Source organism: Arthrobacter sp. AG1021 (assembly GCF_003633665.1).
GTDB classification, from domain to species: Bacteria; Actinomycetota; Actinomycetes; order Actinomycetales; family Micrococcaceae; genus Glutamicibacter; species Glutamicibacter soli.
Map to the genome: position 1 here is coordinate 98330 of NZ_RBLB01000011.1, position 15544 is coordinate 113873.

At 68.0% G+C, this 15544-nt stretch carries 14 protein-coding genes; 9 read left to right on the plus strand and 5 right to left on the minus strand.

The genetic code is table 11. The annotated features are described in order from the left end of the window. Positions 1-14 precede the first annotated feature (14 nt). The 4 genes from DFO58_RS15715 to DFO58_RS15730 form a co-directional block, all read right to left on the minus strand. Positions 15-1367 (minus strand): polysialyltransferase family glycosyltransferase, encoded by a 1353-nt coding sequence (locus DFO58_RS15715; protein ID WP_113607279.1) that lies wholly within the window; start codon positions 1365-1367, stop codon positions 15-17. Further along, entirely contained in the window at positions 1364-2362 is a 999-nt protein-coding gene (locus DFO58_RS15720) for a glycosyltransferase family 2 protein (protein WP_120991623.1), read from the minus strand. The genes DFO58_RS15715 and DFO58_RS15720 overlap by 4 nt, the downstream gene beginning before the upstream one ends. 102 nt (positions 2363-2464) lie before the next feature. Continuing rightward, positions 2465-3358: an N-acetylneuraminate synthase family protein gene (locus tag DFO58_RS15725; protein WP_113607281.1), complete on the minus strand. Its 894-nt coding sequence runs from the start codon at positions 3356-3358 to the stop codon at positions 2465-2467. 11 nt (positions 3359-3369) lie between these two features. Beyond that, complete coding sequence (locus DFO58_RS15730) at positions 3370-4566, minus strand: acylneuraminate cytidylyltransferase (protein ID WP_120991624.1); 1197 nt, start codon at positions 4564-4566, stop codon at positions 3370-3372. Between the two features lie 286 nt (positions 4567-4852). Between DFO58_RS15730 and DFO58_RS15735 the strand changes: the two genes are divergently transcribed. The 7 genes from DFO58_RS15735 (at position 4853) to DFO58_RS15765 (ending at position 12758) form a co-directional block, all read left to right on the plus strand. Then, the gene (locus DFO58_RS15735) at positions 4853-6334 is read left to right on the plus strand and encodes a glycosyltransferase 87 family protein (RefSeq protein ID WP_120991625.1); all 1482 of its coding nucleotides are present in this window, start codon (positions 4853-4855) and stop codon (positions 6332-6334) included. After that, a complete protein-coding gene (locus DFO58_RS15740; protein ID WP_120991626.1) occupies positions 6331-7758 on the plus strand; it encodes an NAD(P)/FAD-dependent oxidoreductase in 1428 nt (475 codons plus the stop codon). Before DFO58_RS15735 ends, DFO58_RS15740 begins: the two co-directional genes overlap by 4 nt. Positions 7759-7769: 11 nt before the next feature. Then, complete coding sequence (locus tag DFO58_RS15745; protein ID WP_147407307.1) at positions 7770-8795, plus strand: YdcF family protein; 1026 nt, start codon at positions 7770-7772, stop codon at positions 8793-8795. Between the two features lie 155 nt (positions 8796-8950). Further along, on the plus strand, positions 8951-9877 hold the full coding sequence (locus DFO58_RS15750; RefSeq protein WP_047120547.1) for an ATP-binding cassette domain-containing protein: 927 nt from the start codon (positions 8951-8953) through the stop codon (positions 9875-9877). Positions 9878-9883: 6 nt separating this feature from the next. Continuing rightward, positions 9884-10738 carry an ABC transporter permease gene (locus tag DFO58_RS15755; RefSeq protein ID WP_120991628.1) on the plus strand — a complete coding sequence of 285 codons (855 nt, stop codon included), beginning with the start codon at positions 9884-9886 and terminating at the stop codon, positions 10736-10738. Between the two features lie 25 nt (positions 10739-10763). After that, positions 10764-12059, plus strand: a complete 1296-nt coding sequence (locus DFO58_RS15760) for a sensor histidine kinase (protein ID WP_120991629.1) — start codon at positions 10764-10766, stop codon at positions 12057-12059. Between the two features lie 3 nt (positions 12060-12062). Beyond that, positions 12063-12758, plus strand: coding sequence for a response regulator transcription factor (locus tag DFO58_RS15765; protein WP_047120544.1), 696 nt, complete (start codon positions 12063-12065; stop codon positions 12756-12758). Here the strand turns inward: DFO58_RS15765 and DFO58_RS15770 are convergent, their stop codons facing one another. Then, positions 12759-13244: a lipopolysaccharide assembly protein LapA domain-containing protein gene (locus DFO58_RS15770; protein WP_052772557.1), complete on the minus strand. Its 486-nt coding sequence runs from the start codon at positions 13242-13244 to the stop codon at positions 12759-12761. 247 nt (positions 13245-13491) lie between these two features. Here DFO58_RS15770 and DFO58_RS15775 point away from each other — a divergent pair, with 247 nt between their 5' ends. Both DFO58_RS15775 and DFO58_RS15780 read left to right on the plus strand, forming a co-directional pair. After that, complete coding sequence (locus tag DFO58_RS15775) at positions 13492-14754, plus strand: M18 family aminopeptidase (RefSeq protein ID WP_286163632.1); 1263 nt, start codon at positions 13492-13494, stop codon at positions 14752-14754. 364 nt (positions 14755-15118) lie between these two features. Continuing rightward, positions 15119-15457, plus strand: a complete 339-nt coding sequence (locus tag DFO58_RS15780) for a hypothetical protein (RefSeq protein ID WP_120991631.1) — start codon at positions 15119-15121, stop codon at positions 15455-15457. Positions 15458-15544 lie beyond the last annotated feature (87 nt).

Below are 15544 nucleotides of genomic sequence, written 5' to 3' on the forward strand. Positions count from 1 at the left end.
GCGGACGGCGGCGGTCATTGGGCCAGGCGGCTCAGCGACTTGGACAAGGAATCCAGCCCCTTGGAGCCGCGGCGCAGCACGTGGCGCGAGGCCCCGCGGACCTTAGAGGGCAGGCTGCGGCGGGCCGGCAGATGGGCCCAGAGCGGCGGGAGCCCCAGCTTGGTGATCCGGCGGCGCTTGAAATGCGCCGAGAACTCGGCATAGTGCTCTTCCAGGAAGGCCGACGCCTGATCACGCAGGTGCGGGACCCGGGCCGACTGCATGCAGAAGGAAACCGCGGCCAGCAACCTCGAGAGCATGTCCTGCCCGGCCAAGTCCCCGCTGTCCCGGGGGACCGGCAGGTCCTGGACGAACAAGGCATGGATGATCGACAGCGGGATCCGGTTCGAGTTCTCGTACGGCGCCAGCGCCTGCAGCATCATGCCGGTGCCCACGGCGCGCACCTCGGTATCCAGGATGTAGCGGGCGGTGGCCAGGCCCGTGGAGAAGCAGGAGACCACCAGCTGCGGCCGGGCCAGCGCGATCACGGTTTCGGCCAGGTGGTCGGTGCGCAGCAGCCGGAATTCAAGCCCCAGGTCCGCGGCGGCCTGGGCCAGCCGGACGGCGGCAGTGGGGCTGGCCGAGGGGTGGGCCTTGAACAGCACGGTGTCCAGCCCCGCGGCGCCGACCTCGCGCAGCATCTGCAGGTGCAGCTCGAATTCCTCCTCGGAATCCAGCAGCCCCAGCGAGCCGAGGTACTGCCCGAGCACCAGCGCCGCGCCCTGCGGCAGCTCGAGTCTTGCCTGCGCGGCCAGCTGCTCGAACACGACGGCCAGCGCGGAGGCCGGCAGCACCTCGCGCAGCGGGTTCAGCTCGGCCAGCAGCGCCGGCTCGAGCCCCGGCACCAGGTCCACGTGCAGGGTGCGGGTGATGCGCTGGCGCAGCGGCATGGCCAGGCGGTTGCGGGTGGGTCCGTAGGACATCAGCCCGTCCGAGTGCACCCAGATTTCCGCGTCGAAGAAGATCCTGGCCAGCGCCTGCGACGGGTTGACCTGGATGGATTCCAGCACCAGCAGCAGCGGCTCGTCGTCCAGGTCCCAGGCGTCGCGCAGCAGCCGCTCGAAGACCATCAGCTCGTCCTCGCGCGGGTTGAACTGCGCGGGGCGGCGCGGGGCCATCAGCTGCGCGTAGTCGACCACGCGGTCGAAGCGCGCGGCGAGCTGCTCGAAGCCGGGGGAGTCCTGCAAGGGTGTGGTCAGCTCCGGCACCTGGGAGCCGTTGGCCAGCACCAGGATGCGCTCGTCTGCGGCCGGGAGCAGGCCTGCATCGGCCATGGCGGCCAGGGAAGCGAGCTGGAAATAGCTGCTGGCCTCGACTAATGCGATCACTTGGCGGCTCCGATCGTTCCGGGCTGCAGAAAGGAGAGGATATGGCGGCGGCGGGCGACATCCATCTCGAGCGCTACCTGCAGGGCCGACTGCGGGTCGATCGAGGTGAAGACCTGGCGCAGCTGCTGCTTCATGGCCAGCCGCACGGCCGGCGGGTAGTGCTTGGCGCGCTTCTCGTGGTGGCAGACGATCGCGAAGAACTGGCGCAGCGCCTTGGGCAGATGGCGCTCGGCGTCCTGGTGGCTGCGCACGGCGGCCAGAATCCGCTCGTAGGCGGGGATGAACCCGAGCTGGCGTTCGTCGAATACCTGGGTCAGCGAGCCGGGCAGCCCGCGGCGGTAGAACACGCTGGGGGAGGAGACCACGGCATAGCGTGTGGTGCCCAGGTGCGCCTTCCACAGCCACAGCCGGTCCTCGGCGCTGCTCAGGTCCGCGTCGAAGTAGAACAGGCCGCGCTGGCGCATCAGCTCGGTGCGGTACATGCCCGCCCAGACGAACGCGTAGTCGACCATGGAGGGCGAATCGATCGGCTCGATGTCGTCCGCCGGATTCAGCGGCATGCCGCGCAACGCCTGCGGGGCGCGGTGGATGACCCGGTGGGTGCCGGTGACGCGCACGTGGTCGCTGCGCACGAAGTCCACGTGCAGCCCGGTCAGCGCGTCGGCCAGCACGGCCAGGTGCTCGGGGCTGTACCAGTCGTCGGGATCCAGGAAGGTGAAATACTCGCCGGTCGCCAGCTGCAGCCCGGCGTTGCGGGCCGCGGAAACCCCTGCATTCTGCGTCAGCCGGACCAGCCGCAACCCGGGCAGCGAGTCGATGAAGCTTTCCACCAGCGCGGCGGTTGCATCGGTGGAGGCATCGTCCACCACCAGCACCTCGAGGTCCCAGCGGCCCAGCTTCTGCCGGGCCAGCGAGGCCAGCGCATCGCAGATGTACGCCTCCTGGTTGTAGGCCGGGATGACCACGGAGATGCGGCCGGGGGTCAAGCTCGTCATTGCTGCTCGGCTTCCTTGTATTCGGTGCTGGTGGAGGTGGATAACACCTAAGCGGCCGGACCGGGATGGTCCGGCCGCCGGGGACTGCGGTGCGGGAACTGCCTAGCCGTCCACGCGGCGCAGGCGGGACAGCGGGGCCAGCTCGCCCGGGAAGACCTTCTTCACGCCGTCGCCCATGGCTTCTTCCAGGATGCGGATGTCGCGGATCAGCGAGGCGAAGCCCTTCGGCTCGAGGCTGGAGGCCTGGTCCGAGCCCCACATGGTGCGGTCAAGGGTGATGTGGCGTTCCACGGTCACCGCGCCCAGGGCGACGGCTGCCAGCGAGATCTGCAGGCCGCGCTCGTGGCCCGAATAGCCCACCGGCACCTGGTAGCGGTCGCGCAGGGTCTCGATCATGCGCAGGTTGGCCTCTTCCGGAGGCAGCGGGTAGGTGCTGGTGGCGTGCATCAGCACCAGGTTGCTGGTGCCCAGGGTCTCCACCGCCTTGTCGATCTGCTCGATGGTGGACATGCCGGTGGACAGGATGATCGGCTTGCCGGTTTCGCGCAGGGCGGTGAGCAGCTCGATATCGGTGACCGAGGCGGAGGCGACCTTGTGGGTCACCGCGCCCTGCTCCTCCATGAATTCGACGGACGGGACGTCCCATGGGGAGGCGAAGGCGTGCAGGCCCTTGGACGCGGCGTAGGAGATCAGCTCCTTGTACTGCGCGGCGTCGAACTCCACGCGGTAGCGGTAGTCCAGATAGGTCATCTCGCCCCACGGGGTGGAGCGGATCTTGTCGCGCATGTCCAGCGGGGTGGAGATCTCCGGGGTGCGCTTCTGGAACTTCACCGCGTTGGCGCCGGCCTCGGCGGAGATGTCGATCAGCTGCTTGGCGATCTCCAAGTCGCCGTTGTGGTTGATGCCGATCTCGCCGATCACGTAGACCTGTTGTCCGGCGCCGAGCAGGTTCTCGCCGATGGCTACCGGCTTGATGTCAGTGGTAATCGAGGTCATGGTACTGCCTTTCAGTGGGTGAAATGTGCAAATTCTTGGGTTGCCCCGCCGGCTTCGGCGCGGGCTGCGAGCACCAGCTCGGCCAGTTCCCGCACCGCTCCGTGCCCGCCGTTGCGGGCCAGGGTCAACCGGGCTGCCTGGGCCACCTGCGGCTGGGCGTCTGCCACGGCCACCGGCCAGCCGACCAGGGACATGGCGCCCAGGTCGTTCACGTCGTTGCCGACGTAGGCCACGCGGGCCGGGTTGATGGATTCGTCGGCCAGCCAGCGGGCCAGGTATTCGGCCTTGTTCTCGATGCCGTGCGCCACCTCGACCTTCAGCTTGGCGGCGCGGGCCGCGACCACGGGGTTCGCTTCCTTGGACAGGATCAGGAACTTCACCCCGGCGGCGCGCAGCCGGGCGACACCCATGCCGTCCGAGCGGGAGACCCGCACGGCTTCGGTGCCGAACTGGTCGACGTAGGCGGTGTCTTCGGTGTGCACCCCGTCGAAATCGGTGACCACCGCGTCCACCAGCACCGGGTCAAGATGCTGCTCCTCTTGCAGGGAGGCCAGCAGCAGGTCCGCTTCGGTGTCGATGTCGATCCCGTGCTCGGCAGGGACTTGATGCACCGCCACGCGTCCGAAGAAGCGGTGGTTCGCGGCCAGGAAGCCTTTCGAGTCCATGGCGTAGAACGCGCCGGTTTCGCGGAAGCGCGGTTCGCGGTCCTGCCGGCGGGGTCTCACGGACATGTCGTGGCCTACCGCTTGGGCGAGCCCGGCGGCATCCAGCGACCAGTGGAAGCCGTGGTCGGCGACGGCGGCGAAGCTGACGTCCAGTTCGCCGCGCAGCACCCGGTTGACCGCCGCGTCCAGATCCGCCGGATCGATGAACGGGCTGGTGCATTGGATGAAGACGGTGGCCTGCGGCAGGTCCGGTTCGCGTTCAAGCACGTGGACCAGGACCGATTCGCTGGTGGCGGTGTCGCCGGCGATTTCTGCCGGGCGGTCCACCACGCGGGCCCCGTAGGCCAAGGCTTCGGCCTTGATCCCGGGATGGTCGGTGCTCACCACAACATCGCTGACTGAGGCTGCGGCCTGGGCGGATTCGATGGCGCGACCCAGCAGGGACTTGCCGTGGATCCGGCGGAGGTTCTTAAGCTCGATGCCCTTGGATCCTCCCCGTGCGGGGATGATGGCCAGGACCTGCGGCTGATTGGTGTTGCTCACGAATTCGACGTTAAACACCCGAGTTAACCACCCGGGTGCGCTGAGGTAAACGCAGGGTGAAGTGCGGGTTTAATTACCTGTTGGTTCGCTGGAGGCCTTGCCGTCCCCTCTTCGGTGCCATGTCTCCGGACCTTCCGGGGGCCTGGCCGCACCGGGGAATCCGTCGGGGTATTTCGCGGCCCCGCATCGGCGCGTGGACCGCGGCGCCCGTAATTTTGTGAACCCAAGTGATGAAACATGAGCTGGCGGCGCCGTTCAAATAGGCCCAGCTACTAGGCTGGAGGGTATGCGCGAGTCTAAGCAGCCACAGTCCACCCGGGGCCCGTTGCGGATCACCGTGCCCTCGAGGGCCGACGGGTTTCTGCGCCAGTTCACCGCCGTGATCGGCGGGCCGCTGGGCAGACACAGCGACCCCGGACGGGTGAACCCCGGATTCTTCACGGTGGAACGCGTGCTGATCCTGATGACCATCGCGGCATCGCTGCTGATGCTGCTGGCCAAGAACCCCTGCCGCGTCAACGGCTGGGGCGGCAGCAATCCCTATATCTACGCCTGCTACAGCGACTGGGTGCCGCTGTTCGGGGCCCGCGGCTTCGCTGAGAACCCGTGGGTGCCGTTCTCGGCGCAAGCGCAGTTCGAGTATCCGGTGCTGATGAGCGTGGTCGCCTCCGCGGTGGCCTGGCTGGTGCCCGAGGGGGCCGCCAACCGCTCGCTGATCTACTTCGACATGAACCTGGTCCTCGTGGCGATCCTGTGGATCGTCACCGTTGTCTGCACCCTGCGCATGGGAGGGCGCCGCCCGTGGGACGCCGCCATGGTGGCCATCGCCCCGGGCATCATCCTGGCCGGGAGCGTCAACTGGGACCTGTGGGCAGTGGCCCTGCTGGCCTTGGGCATGCTCAGCTTCGCGCGCAGGCACACGGTGCTGGCGGGCATCCTCATCGGCCTGGGCACCGCCATGAAGATCTACCCGTTCTTCGTGCTCGGCGCGGTGCTGGTGATCGCGGTGCGCACCGGCAAGCTCAAGCCCTTCTGGGTCACTGGCGGCACCGCGGCGCTGACCTGGATCCTGGTCAACCTGCCCTATGCGCTGGCCTACCCGGACTCGTTCAAGCACTTCTTCGCCTTCTCCTCCGAGCGCGGCGCCGGCTTCTCCAGCTTCTGGCACGTCTGGAACCTGCTGGCCGAGAAATCCGAGGCGCTCCAGCCCTTCAACGCCCAGCAGATGTCCTTCTGGGGCCTGGTCCTCTTTTTCCTGTGCTGCACGGGCATCGCGGTGCTCGGCCTGGTTGCCAAGCGCACCCCGCGGCTGGGCTCGCTGGCCTTCCTGATCGTGGCCTCCTTCGTCATGGTCAACAAGGTGTATTCGCCGCAGTTCGTCGTCTGGCTGATCCCGCTGTTCGCCCTGGCGCTGCCGAGGTGGCGCGAGTTCGTGGTCTGGATGCTGGTGGAGGTCGCCCACTTCTACGGGCTCTGGTTCTACCTGGACTCCTTGGGCGCCGAGGACATCCACAAGGTGTTCCCCGAGACCGGGTACATTGTGCTGGTCCTCGCCCACATGCTGATGCTGGGGTACCTGATGTATCTGGTGGCGCGTTCGGTGCTCGACCCGCGCCGCGACCCGATCCGCGCGGTGGGGCAGGAGGACCCGCTGGCCGGCCCGTTCGCCGGCGCGCCGGACGCCTTCACCCTGCGCGGCCTGAAGCCGAGCGCCCCGCAGCACGCCGAGCACGCGGCGAACGCGCCGGCCCCGGAGGCCAAAGCATGAGCGCCGTAGCGGTCATCGGCTCCGGCCCGAACGGGCTGGCCGCCGCCGCGGTTGCCGCCCGCGCGGGGCTGGACGTCACCGTATACGAGGCCAACGACACCCTCGGCGGGGCGGCGCGCACCCAGCCGCTGGACGGTTCCCAAGCCCGATTCGACCTGGGCAGCGCGGTGCACCCCATGGCCCTGCAGTCGCCAGCGATGCGCGAGCTGGGGGTGCTGGACGAGGTGGACTTCATCATCCCCGAGCTGTCCTTCGCCCACGTGCTCGATGACCGCACCGCCTACGCCTGGCGGGACCTCGAGCGCACCGCGCAGGAGCTGGGCGCCGGCGGGGAGCTGTATTCCCGGCTGCTCTCTTTCCTGGTGCAGCGGATGGACGAGCTGGGCGACACCCTGCTGAACCCGCTGCTGAAAGTCCCCTCGCATCCGGCGACGCTGGCCGCCTTCGGCGCCAGCACCCTGGGCGGCATGGGGCTGAAGGACCTGTTCTCCGCGAAACACGAACGCGCCGCCGCGCTGTACGCCGGCTGCTCCGCCCACGTGGCAGGGGGATCGCGCGGCCCGGCCAACGCCGGCGCCGGACTGTTCCTGGCGGCCGCGGCGCACGCCAAGGGCTGGCCCATCCCGCGCGGCGGATCCCAGGCGATTACCGATGCGCTCGCCGGCCAGGTGCGGGCCCACGGCGGGCGCCTGCACACCGGGCGGCGCATCACCAGCCTCGGGCAGCTGTCCGAGGACATCGTCCTGTTCGACACTTCCGCGGAGATGGCGGGGCGGATCGCCGGGAACCGGCTGCCGCAGAAGCTCTCCGCGGCGCTGGCCAAGACCCGCAGGTCCCCGGGCAGCTGCCTGGTCCACTACGTGCTTTCCGAACCGGTGCCCTGGAAGGACCCGGTGCTCGCGCAGGCCGGAACCGTGCACCTGGGCGGGACGGCCGCGCAGGTGGGCCGGGCGGAGCGCGAAGCCAGGCGCCGCGCGCCGGGCAAGCCGTTCATGATCGTCTCCCAGCCCTCGGTCTTCGACGGATCGCGCGCGCCGCAGGGCCGGCAGGTCCTGTGGGCCTACTGCCATGTGCCGTTGGGCTCCCCGGCGGACATGAGCGGGCGGATCCGCTCGATGATCGAGGCCGCCGCCCCGGGTTTCGGCGACCTGGTCCTCGAATCCCATGTGGTCACCGCGCAGGGGCTGGAAAAGCAGAACGCCGCGCTGGTGGGCGGCGACCTGTCCGGCGGCACCATGGACCTGCTGGGCAGCGTTCGCCGGCCGCTGGTGTCCACCGACCCCTGGTATCTGCGCAGCAAGGGCCTGTACCTGGTCTCCTCGGCGGTCCCGCCTGGCCCATCGGTCCACGGCATGGGCGGCTTCCTCGGTGCCAAGTCCATGCTGGAGCGCGAATTCGGCATTTCCCGGCGGAACGCCGTCTAGGCTTGATCCTGATGGAAGACTTCGGCTACGACCTCATTTCACTGGCCCTGCTCGCCGCGCTGTGGGCCGCCTTCATCCTGCTGTACCGCAGGGAACCGCGCCGGCTGGTGCTCGCAGCGGCGCTGCTGCCGCTGGTGCTGGCCAGCTTCTCCACGCTCTCCGAACTGCTCACCAGCTTCGTGCCTGGCTTCGGCTTCCTGGTCGCGATCTTGGTGGTGCTCACGCCGCTGATGCTGGTGGTGTTCGGCGCCGCCCTGATCTACAACGGCATCCTGATGTGGCGCCGCGAAGGCGCGCGGATCCCCAACCTGCTGTCGCTGATCGCCGGGATCCTGGTGTTCGCGCTGCCGGTGGCCGCGCTCGGGCTGGTGGTGATCTCCCAGTGGTGGAGCCTGTCCCTGGCATTCATCATGTTCTTCGCCTCCGTGTTCAGCGCCAGCGTCTTCGCCATGCTGCTGCTGTACTCGTGGGTGCACGCACGGTTCCCTGCCAAGGGCCGCGGGGCGGCGGTGGTGGTGCTCGGCGCCCGCACCATCGACGGCAAGGTCACCCCGCTGCTGCGCGGGCGGCTGGACAAGGGCATCGAGCTCTACGGCACGCAGGAAAACCCGAAGCCGCTGATGGTGCCCACCGGCGGGCAGGGCCGCGACGAGGTCGAGCCCGAAGGCGTGAGCATGGCCCGCTACCTGGCCGAGCAGGGCATCCCGCAGGAGCAGATCCTCATCGAGGACCGGGCCAAGGACACCATTGAGAACCTGAAGTTCTCCGACCAGCTGGTGCGCGCCCAGCGCACCGACGGCCGCCTGTGGCTGGTGACCAGCGACTACCATGCGCTGCGCGCCGGGCTGGCCTCGCGGCAGCTGGGGCTGGATGCCCGCGCCTTCGGCGGCAAGACCGCCGCCTACTACCGTCCCAGCGCGTTCCTGCGCGAATGCGTGGCGATCGTGCGTGACAACCTGAAATTCATGATCGTGCTGGCCCTGCCCTTCGCGGTGATGGTGGTCGGCGCGCTGTTCGTGGCTACCGCCGTCGCCTAGCAGCCGCACCCCCAGAACCCGCGGCCGCGCCGTTGCATGCACCTTCGGGTGCATATGACTGCGCTGCCGCCGCTCGTTGATCCACCTTTCGAGGGAGGTGCAAGATCAGCATTCCGGGCGGTTCGCCCAACCGGATGATTTTCTATGCTGGAGATATGATCCAGGTACAGGAATTGACCAAGAAATACGGTGCAAAAACCGTGGTCGACAATGCGTCGTTCACGGTTCAACCGGGGATCGTCACCGGTTTCCTCGGCCCCAACGGCGCAGGCAAATCAACCACCATGCGCATGATCGTTGGACTGGCAAACCCCACGGGCGGGCAGGTGCTCGTGAACGGGAAGAATTTCAAGTCCTCCACCCACCCGTTGACCGAGGTCGGCACCCTGCTGGAGGCCAAATCGGTCCACAAGTCGCTGACCCCGCGCTCGCACCTGCGCGCCATGGCCGCCACCGCCGGCCTGCCCGCGTCCCGGGTGGACGAGGTGCTGGAGCTGACCGGCCTGGCGCCGGTGCAGCGCAAGAAGGTCGGCGGCTTCTCGCTGGGCATGGGGCAGCGGCTGGGCATCGCCACCGCCCTGCTGGGCGACCCGCAGGTGCTGATCCTCGACGAACCGGTCAACGGGCTGGACCCCGAAGGCGTGGCCTGGGTCCGCAACCTGGCCCGCCAGCAGGCGGCCGCCGGGAAAACCGTGTTCATTTCCTCGCACCTGATGAGCGAGATGGCGCAGACCGCCGACCACCTGATTGTGATCGGCCGCGGCCGCATCATGGCCGACGCCCCGATCAGCGAATTCATCGACAACGGATTGGCCCAGACGGTGGTCCGCGCCCGCGACATCGAGGTGCTGATGAACTCCCTGGCGGCCGAGGGAGTGCAGCTGCGGCGGCTTGACGCCGCCACGCTGGAGGTCACCGGACCTCAGTCCGAGGAGATTGGCCGCCGCGCGCTGGAGGCCGGGATCGTGCTCAGCGAACTGCGTCCGCTGCAGCGCACCCTGGAGGACGCGTACATGGAACTGACCCGCGACGCCATCGAGTACCGCTCGCAGGTGTCCACCGACAACGAGGCTGGGAAGTAGGAAACCATGAGCACCGAACTAGCATCCCGCGCGGCGGCGCGGGGATACGGCAGGGTCACCCTGGGCGGCGTGCTGCGCAGCGAAATGATCCGCTTTTTCTCGTTGAACTCCACCCGCATCCTGGTCCTGGTCTCGATCGCCGTGTACATCGGCATCGCCGCGATCGGCGTGTGGGGCGTGGGATCGTTCATGAGCAGCAGCCCGGAGCTCGGGCAGATCCCGGGCACCGAAAGCATGGGCACCGCTGACTTCGCCGTGGAAACGATGGCCTCCGGCCTGATGTTCTCCCAACTGATCCTCGGCGTGCTGGGTGTGCTGCTGTTCAGCGGCGAATTCACCACCGGCTCGGCCGTGAGCACCTTCCTGGCCAGCCCGCAGCGCCTGCGGGTGCTGACCGCCAAGATCATCCTGATCACCGCGCTGACCGCGGTGGTGCAGCTGGTGTCCACGCTGGCCGCCTACCTGGTCTGCCGGCCGCTGGCCGAGAACTACTCGATGACCCTGGACCTGGGCAGCGAGGCCTTCCAGCGGGTGCTCTGGTACGGGGCGCTCGCCGTGGTGATGGCCTCCCTGATCGGCCTGGCTCTGGGCCTGCTGCTGCGCAACTCCGCCGGCGGCATCACCAGCCTGGTCGCGCTGTTCTTCGTGCTGCCGATGATCGCGCAGATCCTGATGGCAGTCACCGACTGGTTCAAGGACTACGCCCGGTTCATGCCGGACCAGCTGGGGCTGTCGCTGGCCCTGCCGCTGAGCTACCCGAGCACGCTGGAAACCTGGCAGCAGCTGGTCGGGGTGGCCGGATGGATCGTGCTCCCGCTGCTGCTGGCGGGAATCCTGCTCAAGAGCCGCGACGTCAAGTAGGAATTGGAAAACTAGACTGGAAACCATGAGCAACCTTTCGCAGCAGGAGTCGCTAGCCTCCTTCGACGAACTGGCCGCCAAGCGGATGGGCCGGGTACGCAGGTACCTGAGGACCCATCCGCGTTTGGTGTCCATCGGCGTCGTGGTCTTCTACCTGCTCGGAACCCTGCCCGGGGTGCTGCTGATGGCGGACATGGAGGCCAGCAACGAGCTGGCGCTGCTGCTGGTCACGCTGGCCACCGCCGGCACGCTGCTGTTCCGCCGCCGGGCGCCGATGACGGTGCTGTGCATCGTGTTCGCCCTGGAATGCATCTCGATCCTGGACGTCGGCTCGGTCTACGGGACCGAGGGCCTGGGCATGATGCTCGCCCTGTACATGGTGGCCACCAGCTACTCGGCCCGGCGCTCGATTCCGCTGGCCATCCTGGCCGGCAGCTTCCAGATGGTCCTCATGGTGCTGGTCGGCTTCCCCGACATGAGCGGCATGGAGCTCGACACCTCGGACGGGATCAGCGAATCCACGCTGGCCGTGATCATCATCGGGGTCTTCGCGGCGTTCCTCATCGGCTTCTACGTCACCGCCGCCGCCATCGGCGTGTACATCCGCAACGCCCGCATCCACGAGGCGGAGCTGAACCACTGGGCTTCGCAGGTCTCCCGGCTGGCGCAGGTGCAGGAACGCAACCGCATCGCCCGCGAGATGCACGACGTGGTGGCGCACTCGCTATCGGTGATGATCGCGCTGGCCGAAGGCGCCCGCGTGGTGGGCCGCCGGGACCAGGACCGCGCCGAGGAGGTGCTCGCGGAGCTGTCCGGCACCGGACGCGCCGCGCTGGCGGACATGCGGCGCATGCTCGGCGTGCTGCGCGAAGGGGAGGGCGGGGAGCTGGCGCCGCAGCCCACCGGCGGCAGCATGGAGAACCTGCTCGAAGGCTTCCGCGCCGCCGGGCTGCCGCTGACCTACACCTACGTGGGGGAGCCGCTGCCGGAGGACAAGGCGTTCGCGCTGACCATCTTCCGCATCGTCCAGGAGTCGCTGACCAACTCGCTGCGCTATGCGCGCAACGTCACCGACGTCCAGGTCCGCTTGGAACGCGGCAGGCACCAGGTGCGGCTGGAGATCATGGACAACGGGGACGCCACCCGGGTGCCCAGCGTGGGCAGCGGCCGCGGGCTGCGCGGCATGCGCGAGCGCGCCGAGCTGTTCGACGGCACGGTGGACGCCGGCCCCGTGGCCAGCGGTGGATGGATTGTCAAGGCGATGTTGCAGCTGCCCGAGTGCAGCGCGAAGAATGGTAACCAGAAGGCATCAAAGGGGTAGGACATGGACGAAAACATCAAGGTACTGCTGGTCGACGACCAACCCCTGCTGCGGATGGGCTTCCGCCTGATCCTCGAAGGCGAGGCGGACATCCAGATCGCCGGCGAGGCGGCCGACGGGCTGGAAGCGCTGACCCAGACCGCGGCCCTGCACCCGGACGTGGTGCTCATGGACGTGCGCATGCCCAACATGGACGGCATCGAAGCCACCGAACGCATCGCCAAGGCGCACCCGGAAACCAAGATCATCATCCTGACGACCTTCGACCTGGACGAATACGCGTTCTCCGGGCTGCAGGCCGGCGCCAGCGCCTTCCTGCTCAAGGACGTCGCCCCGGAGGAGCTGGTCTCCGCGGTCCGCCTGGTGGCCTCCGGCGACGCCGTGGTGGCGCCGCGCGTGACCGCCAGGCTGCTTGAGACCTATGTGCGCAACGCGGGGCAGGCCCCGGCGAGCACCGCCGCCCCGCAGCGCGACCCGCTGCTGGACGACCTGACCCCGCGTGAGCAGGAGGTGCTGCGCGCGCTCGCCGAAGGCCTGTCCAACGCGGAGATCGCCCATCGCTTCTTCCTCTCGGAAGCGACGGTGAAGACCCACGTGCGGCGCATCCTGACCAAGCTGCACCTGCGCGACCGGGTGCAGGCAGTGGTCTACGCCTACGAGACCGGGCTGGTCATTCCCTCGCAGGGACTGGACTTCTAGCTACCGGCCCTTGCGCTCGGCCCGGCGCTTCTTGCGTTCGGAGGCGCGCAGCTGGATGACGCGTGCCGCGCCGATGGCCGCGACCACCAGCGCGCCGCCCAGCGCCGCGATGAACAGGGCCAGGCCCAGGCTGATCTCGCCGCGCAGCCCGAAGTACAGCACGGTGACAGGGTTCTGGTTCTGCGCGATGAAAACAATCAGCAGGATCAGCAGCAGCACGCTGATGACGGTCGCCGTCCACAACCGGGCGAGCCTGGTCGAGTGGGCGCGGTCCTCGGAGTCCTCCACGGGCAGCGGCCGCAGCCCCTCGGGATCCGGCTCCGCCGGAACATAGGGTTCGGTCTCAACGGATGCCGGGCTGGAATCCAGCGTGGTGCCCAGCCCATCAGCCTGCTCAGGGTCTACTCCGGCCTTGGTCTCCGACTGCGGCTCGAGGGAATCACGGTGCTCCGGGAAATCTTCGGGCGTGCGGTTGGTCTTTGGCATGATGTACTCGCTTTCTTGGTCGGCGTAGGCCTGATCACAGCATTTACGCCGTCCGCGATCCGCGTCAAGTCCGGTCGCGCAATTCGCGGGCATTTCCCCGCCTGGGTCGCCCGCGCACTTCGCCGGACCCAATCCGCGGCGCAGACTACTAAGGTGGAGACAACCCGGCAGATCCCGCCGGCAGCAGCACTTGATGACAATCGATCGCGAAAGAAGTGAGCATCCAGTCATGGCACAAGCCGCGGCAATGGCACACATTGCAGATTTGGCCGAATACGTAGCGACGTCCCCGTCGAGTTACCACGCCGCCGCGAGCGCGGCGAAGCGGCTGGATGCCGCCGGGTTCACGGCGCTGGACGAAGCCGAGGCATGGACCCTCGGGGCCGGCGCCTACTATGTGGTGCGCGACGGCGCGGTCATCGCCTGGGTGCAGCCCGAGGGGGCCGCTGCCACCACTGGCTTCCACATCCTCGGCGCACACACCGACTCGCCCGGCTTCAAGCTGAAGCCGAAGCCGACCACCGGATCCAACGGGTGGTGGCAGGCCGGGGTGGAGGTCTACGGCGGACCGCTGCTGAACTCGTGGCTGGACCGCGAGCTGGTGCTCGCCGGCCGTCTGGTGCTGCGCGACGGATCGGTGCACCTGGCGCAGACCGAGCCGCTGCTGCGTATCCCGCAGCTGGCCATCCACTTGGACCGACAGGTCAACGACGGACTGACCCTGGACCGCCAGACCCACACCAACCCGATTTTCGGTGCCGGAGACCTGGCTGACGCTGACATCCTGGCAGTGCTGGCCGCCTCGGCCGGCGTGGATCCGGCGCAGATCGCCGGCTACGACGTGCTGACCGCTCCGGCGCAGCGCGGCGAGGTGTTCGGCGAAGGCAAGAACTTCTTCGCCTCCTCGCGCCTGGACAACCTGTCCTCGGTGCACGCCGGCCTGATCGCGCTGACCGACTACGCGCGCAAGCCAGAGGGCCGGCGCATCGCCATGCTGGCGGCCTTCGACCACGAGGAACTGGGTTCCGAGTCGCGTTCGGGCGCCAGCGGCCCCTTCTTGGAGGAACTGCTGCAGCGCATCCAGGCCTCGTTCGGCGCCACGGTGGAAGACACCGCCCGCGCGCTGGCCAACTCCGTGTGCCTGTCGGCCGACGCCGGCCACGCCGTGCACCCGAATTACGCCGAGCGCCACGACCCGGCGAACCGCCCGCAGGTCAATGCGGGCCCGCTGCTGAAGATCAACGCCAACCAGCGGTATGCCACCGATGCCGTGGGCGCCGCCGCGTTTGCCGGCTGGTGCGCCGCCGCCGGGGTGCCGTACCAGGAATTCGTCTCCAACAACCGGGTTCCCTGCGGATCGACCATCGGCCCGCTGACCGCGACCCGTATCGGCATCCGCACCGTGGACGTGGGCGTGGCGCTGCTGTCCATGCACTCGGCCCGCGAGATGTGCGGCGCCGACGACCCGTGGTACCTGTCCAAGGTGGCCCGCGTCTTCTTCGGCGAGTAGTTGACCCAAGGCCGCGGCCGGAATCTCAGAGGGAGGACGTCCGGTCGCGGCCTTCGAATGTATCGCATATGCAGTATCAGGTATATGCAATTCGCGCGAAGTTCCACCGTTCCGAGCAGCTTTCCTGAAAACGTAGCCACGGGTCTCATGAAGCCGGAAATGCGCGATGACGTGACATTGTCGGGTAGCTGTCGGCAGAAAGTCGTGGTGCTGTCGTGTCCTCAATGGCTAGTGTGATCTGCATGAACGAATCACGCATATCGGAAATACGCCGCACCATGGGGTAGACGCAGGAACGATTCTCCACGAAAGCGGGGTCACCGTCAGAACAGTCCAATGTCTGGAAGCCGGCCAGGACGCCAGCATGGACACGCTGTCGAAAACCGCCGCCGCTCTGCAAGTGCCGGTGGGAGACTTGTTTGCCAGCGTGGAAACGCCGCAGTTCCAAGCCTCGGTCGATGGGCTGGAATACCGAGTTGCTGAGCAGCGCGACTCCTACACCAAGGGCGTGGAGCTGATCTCCCGGGGTCTGGGGATTGCGGTCCTCTTTGCTACTCCCATCCTCGCCCTGACCATGCATTGGGGATGGCACGTATGGCTGGTGCTCCCGGTGTACTGGGGTGCCGGGCGGCTGGCCTTGGAAGCGGCCTTCCGCCTCAAACTGGATCCCCTTCCGCCTCAGACTGGATCCGAAGCTGGATGAACGGTGCCGCTGTCCAAGGCGGACCGCACATTCCTGGGCTGAATCGCGTTCGATGGCCCGGGGACGGCAAGCCGCAAATGGCATAAT

What these genes read in the sequence shown, in the direction of transcription:
- DFO58_RS15720 (WP_120991623.1), bottom strand. Translation starts at nt 2,362, where the DNA reads ATGACGAGCTTGACCCCCGGCCGCATCTCCGTGGTCATCCCGGCCTAC.
- DFO58_RS15725 (WP_113607281.1), bottom strand. Translation starts at nt 3,358, where the DNA reads ATGACCTCGATTACCACTGACATCAAGCCGGTAGCCATCGGCGAGAAC.
- DFO58_RS15735 (WP_120991625.1), top strand. Translation starts at nt 4,853, where the DNA reads ATGCGCGAGTCTAAGCAGCCACAGTCCACCCGGGGCCCGTTGCGGATC.
- DFO58_RS15740 (WP_120991626.1), top strand. Translation starts at nt 6,331, where the DNA reads ATGAGCGCCGTAGCGGTCATCGGCTCCGGCCCGAACGGGCTGGCCGCC.
- DFO58_RS15745 (WP_147407307.1), top strand. Translation starts at nt 7,770, where the DNA reads ATGGAAGACTTCGGCTACGACCTCATTTCACTGGCCCTGCTCGCCGCG.
- DFO58_RS15750 (WP_047120547.1), top strand. Translation starts at nt 8,951, where the DNA reads ATGATCCAGGTACAGGAATTGACCAAGAAATACGGTGCAAAAACCGTG.
- DFO58_RS15755 (WP_120991628.1), top strand. Translation starts at nt 9,884, where the DNA reads ATGAGCACCGAACTAGCATCCCGCGCGGCGGCGCGGGGATACGGCAGG.
- DFO58_RS15760 (WP_120991629.1), top strand. Translation starts at nt 10,764, where the DNA reads ATGAGCAACCTTTCGCAGCAGGAGTCGCTAGCCTCCTTCGACGAACTG.
- DFO58_RS15765 (WP_047120544.1), top strand. Translation starts at nt 12,063, where the DNA reads ATGGACGAAAACATCAAGGTACTGCTGGTCGACGACCAACCCCTGCTG.
- DFO58_RS15770 (WP_052772557.1), bottom strand. Translation starts at nt 13,244, where the DNA reads ATGCCAAAGACCAACCGCACGCCCGAAGATTTCCCGGAGCACCGTGAT.
- DFO58_RS15775 (WP_286163632.1), top strand. Translation starts at nt 13,492, where the DNA reads ATGGCACACATTGCAGATTTGGCCGAATACGTAGCGACGTCCCCGTCG.
- DFO58_RS15780 (WP_120991631.1), top strand. Translation starts at nt 15,119, where the DNA reads ATGGACACGCTGTCGAAAACCGCCGCCGCTCTGCAAGTGCCGGTGGGA.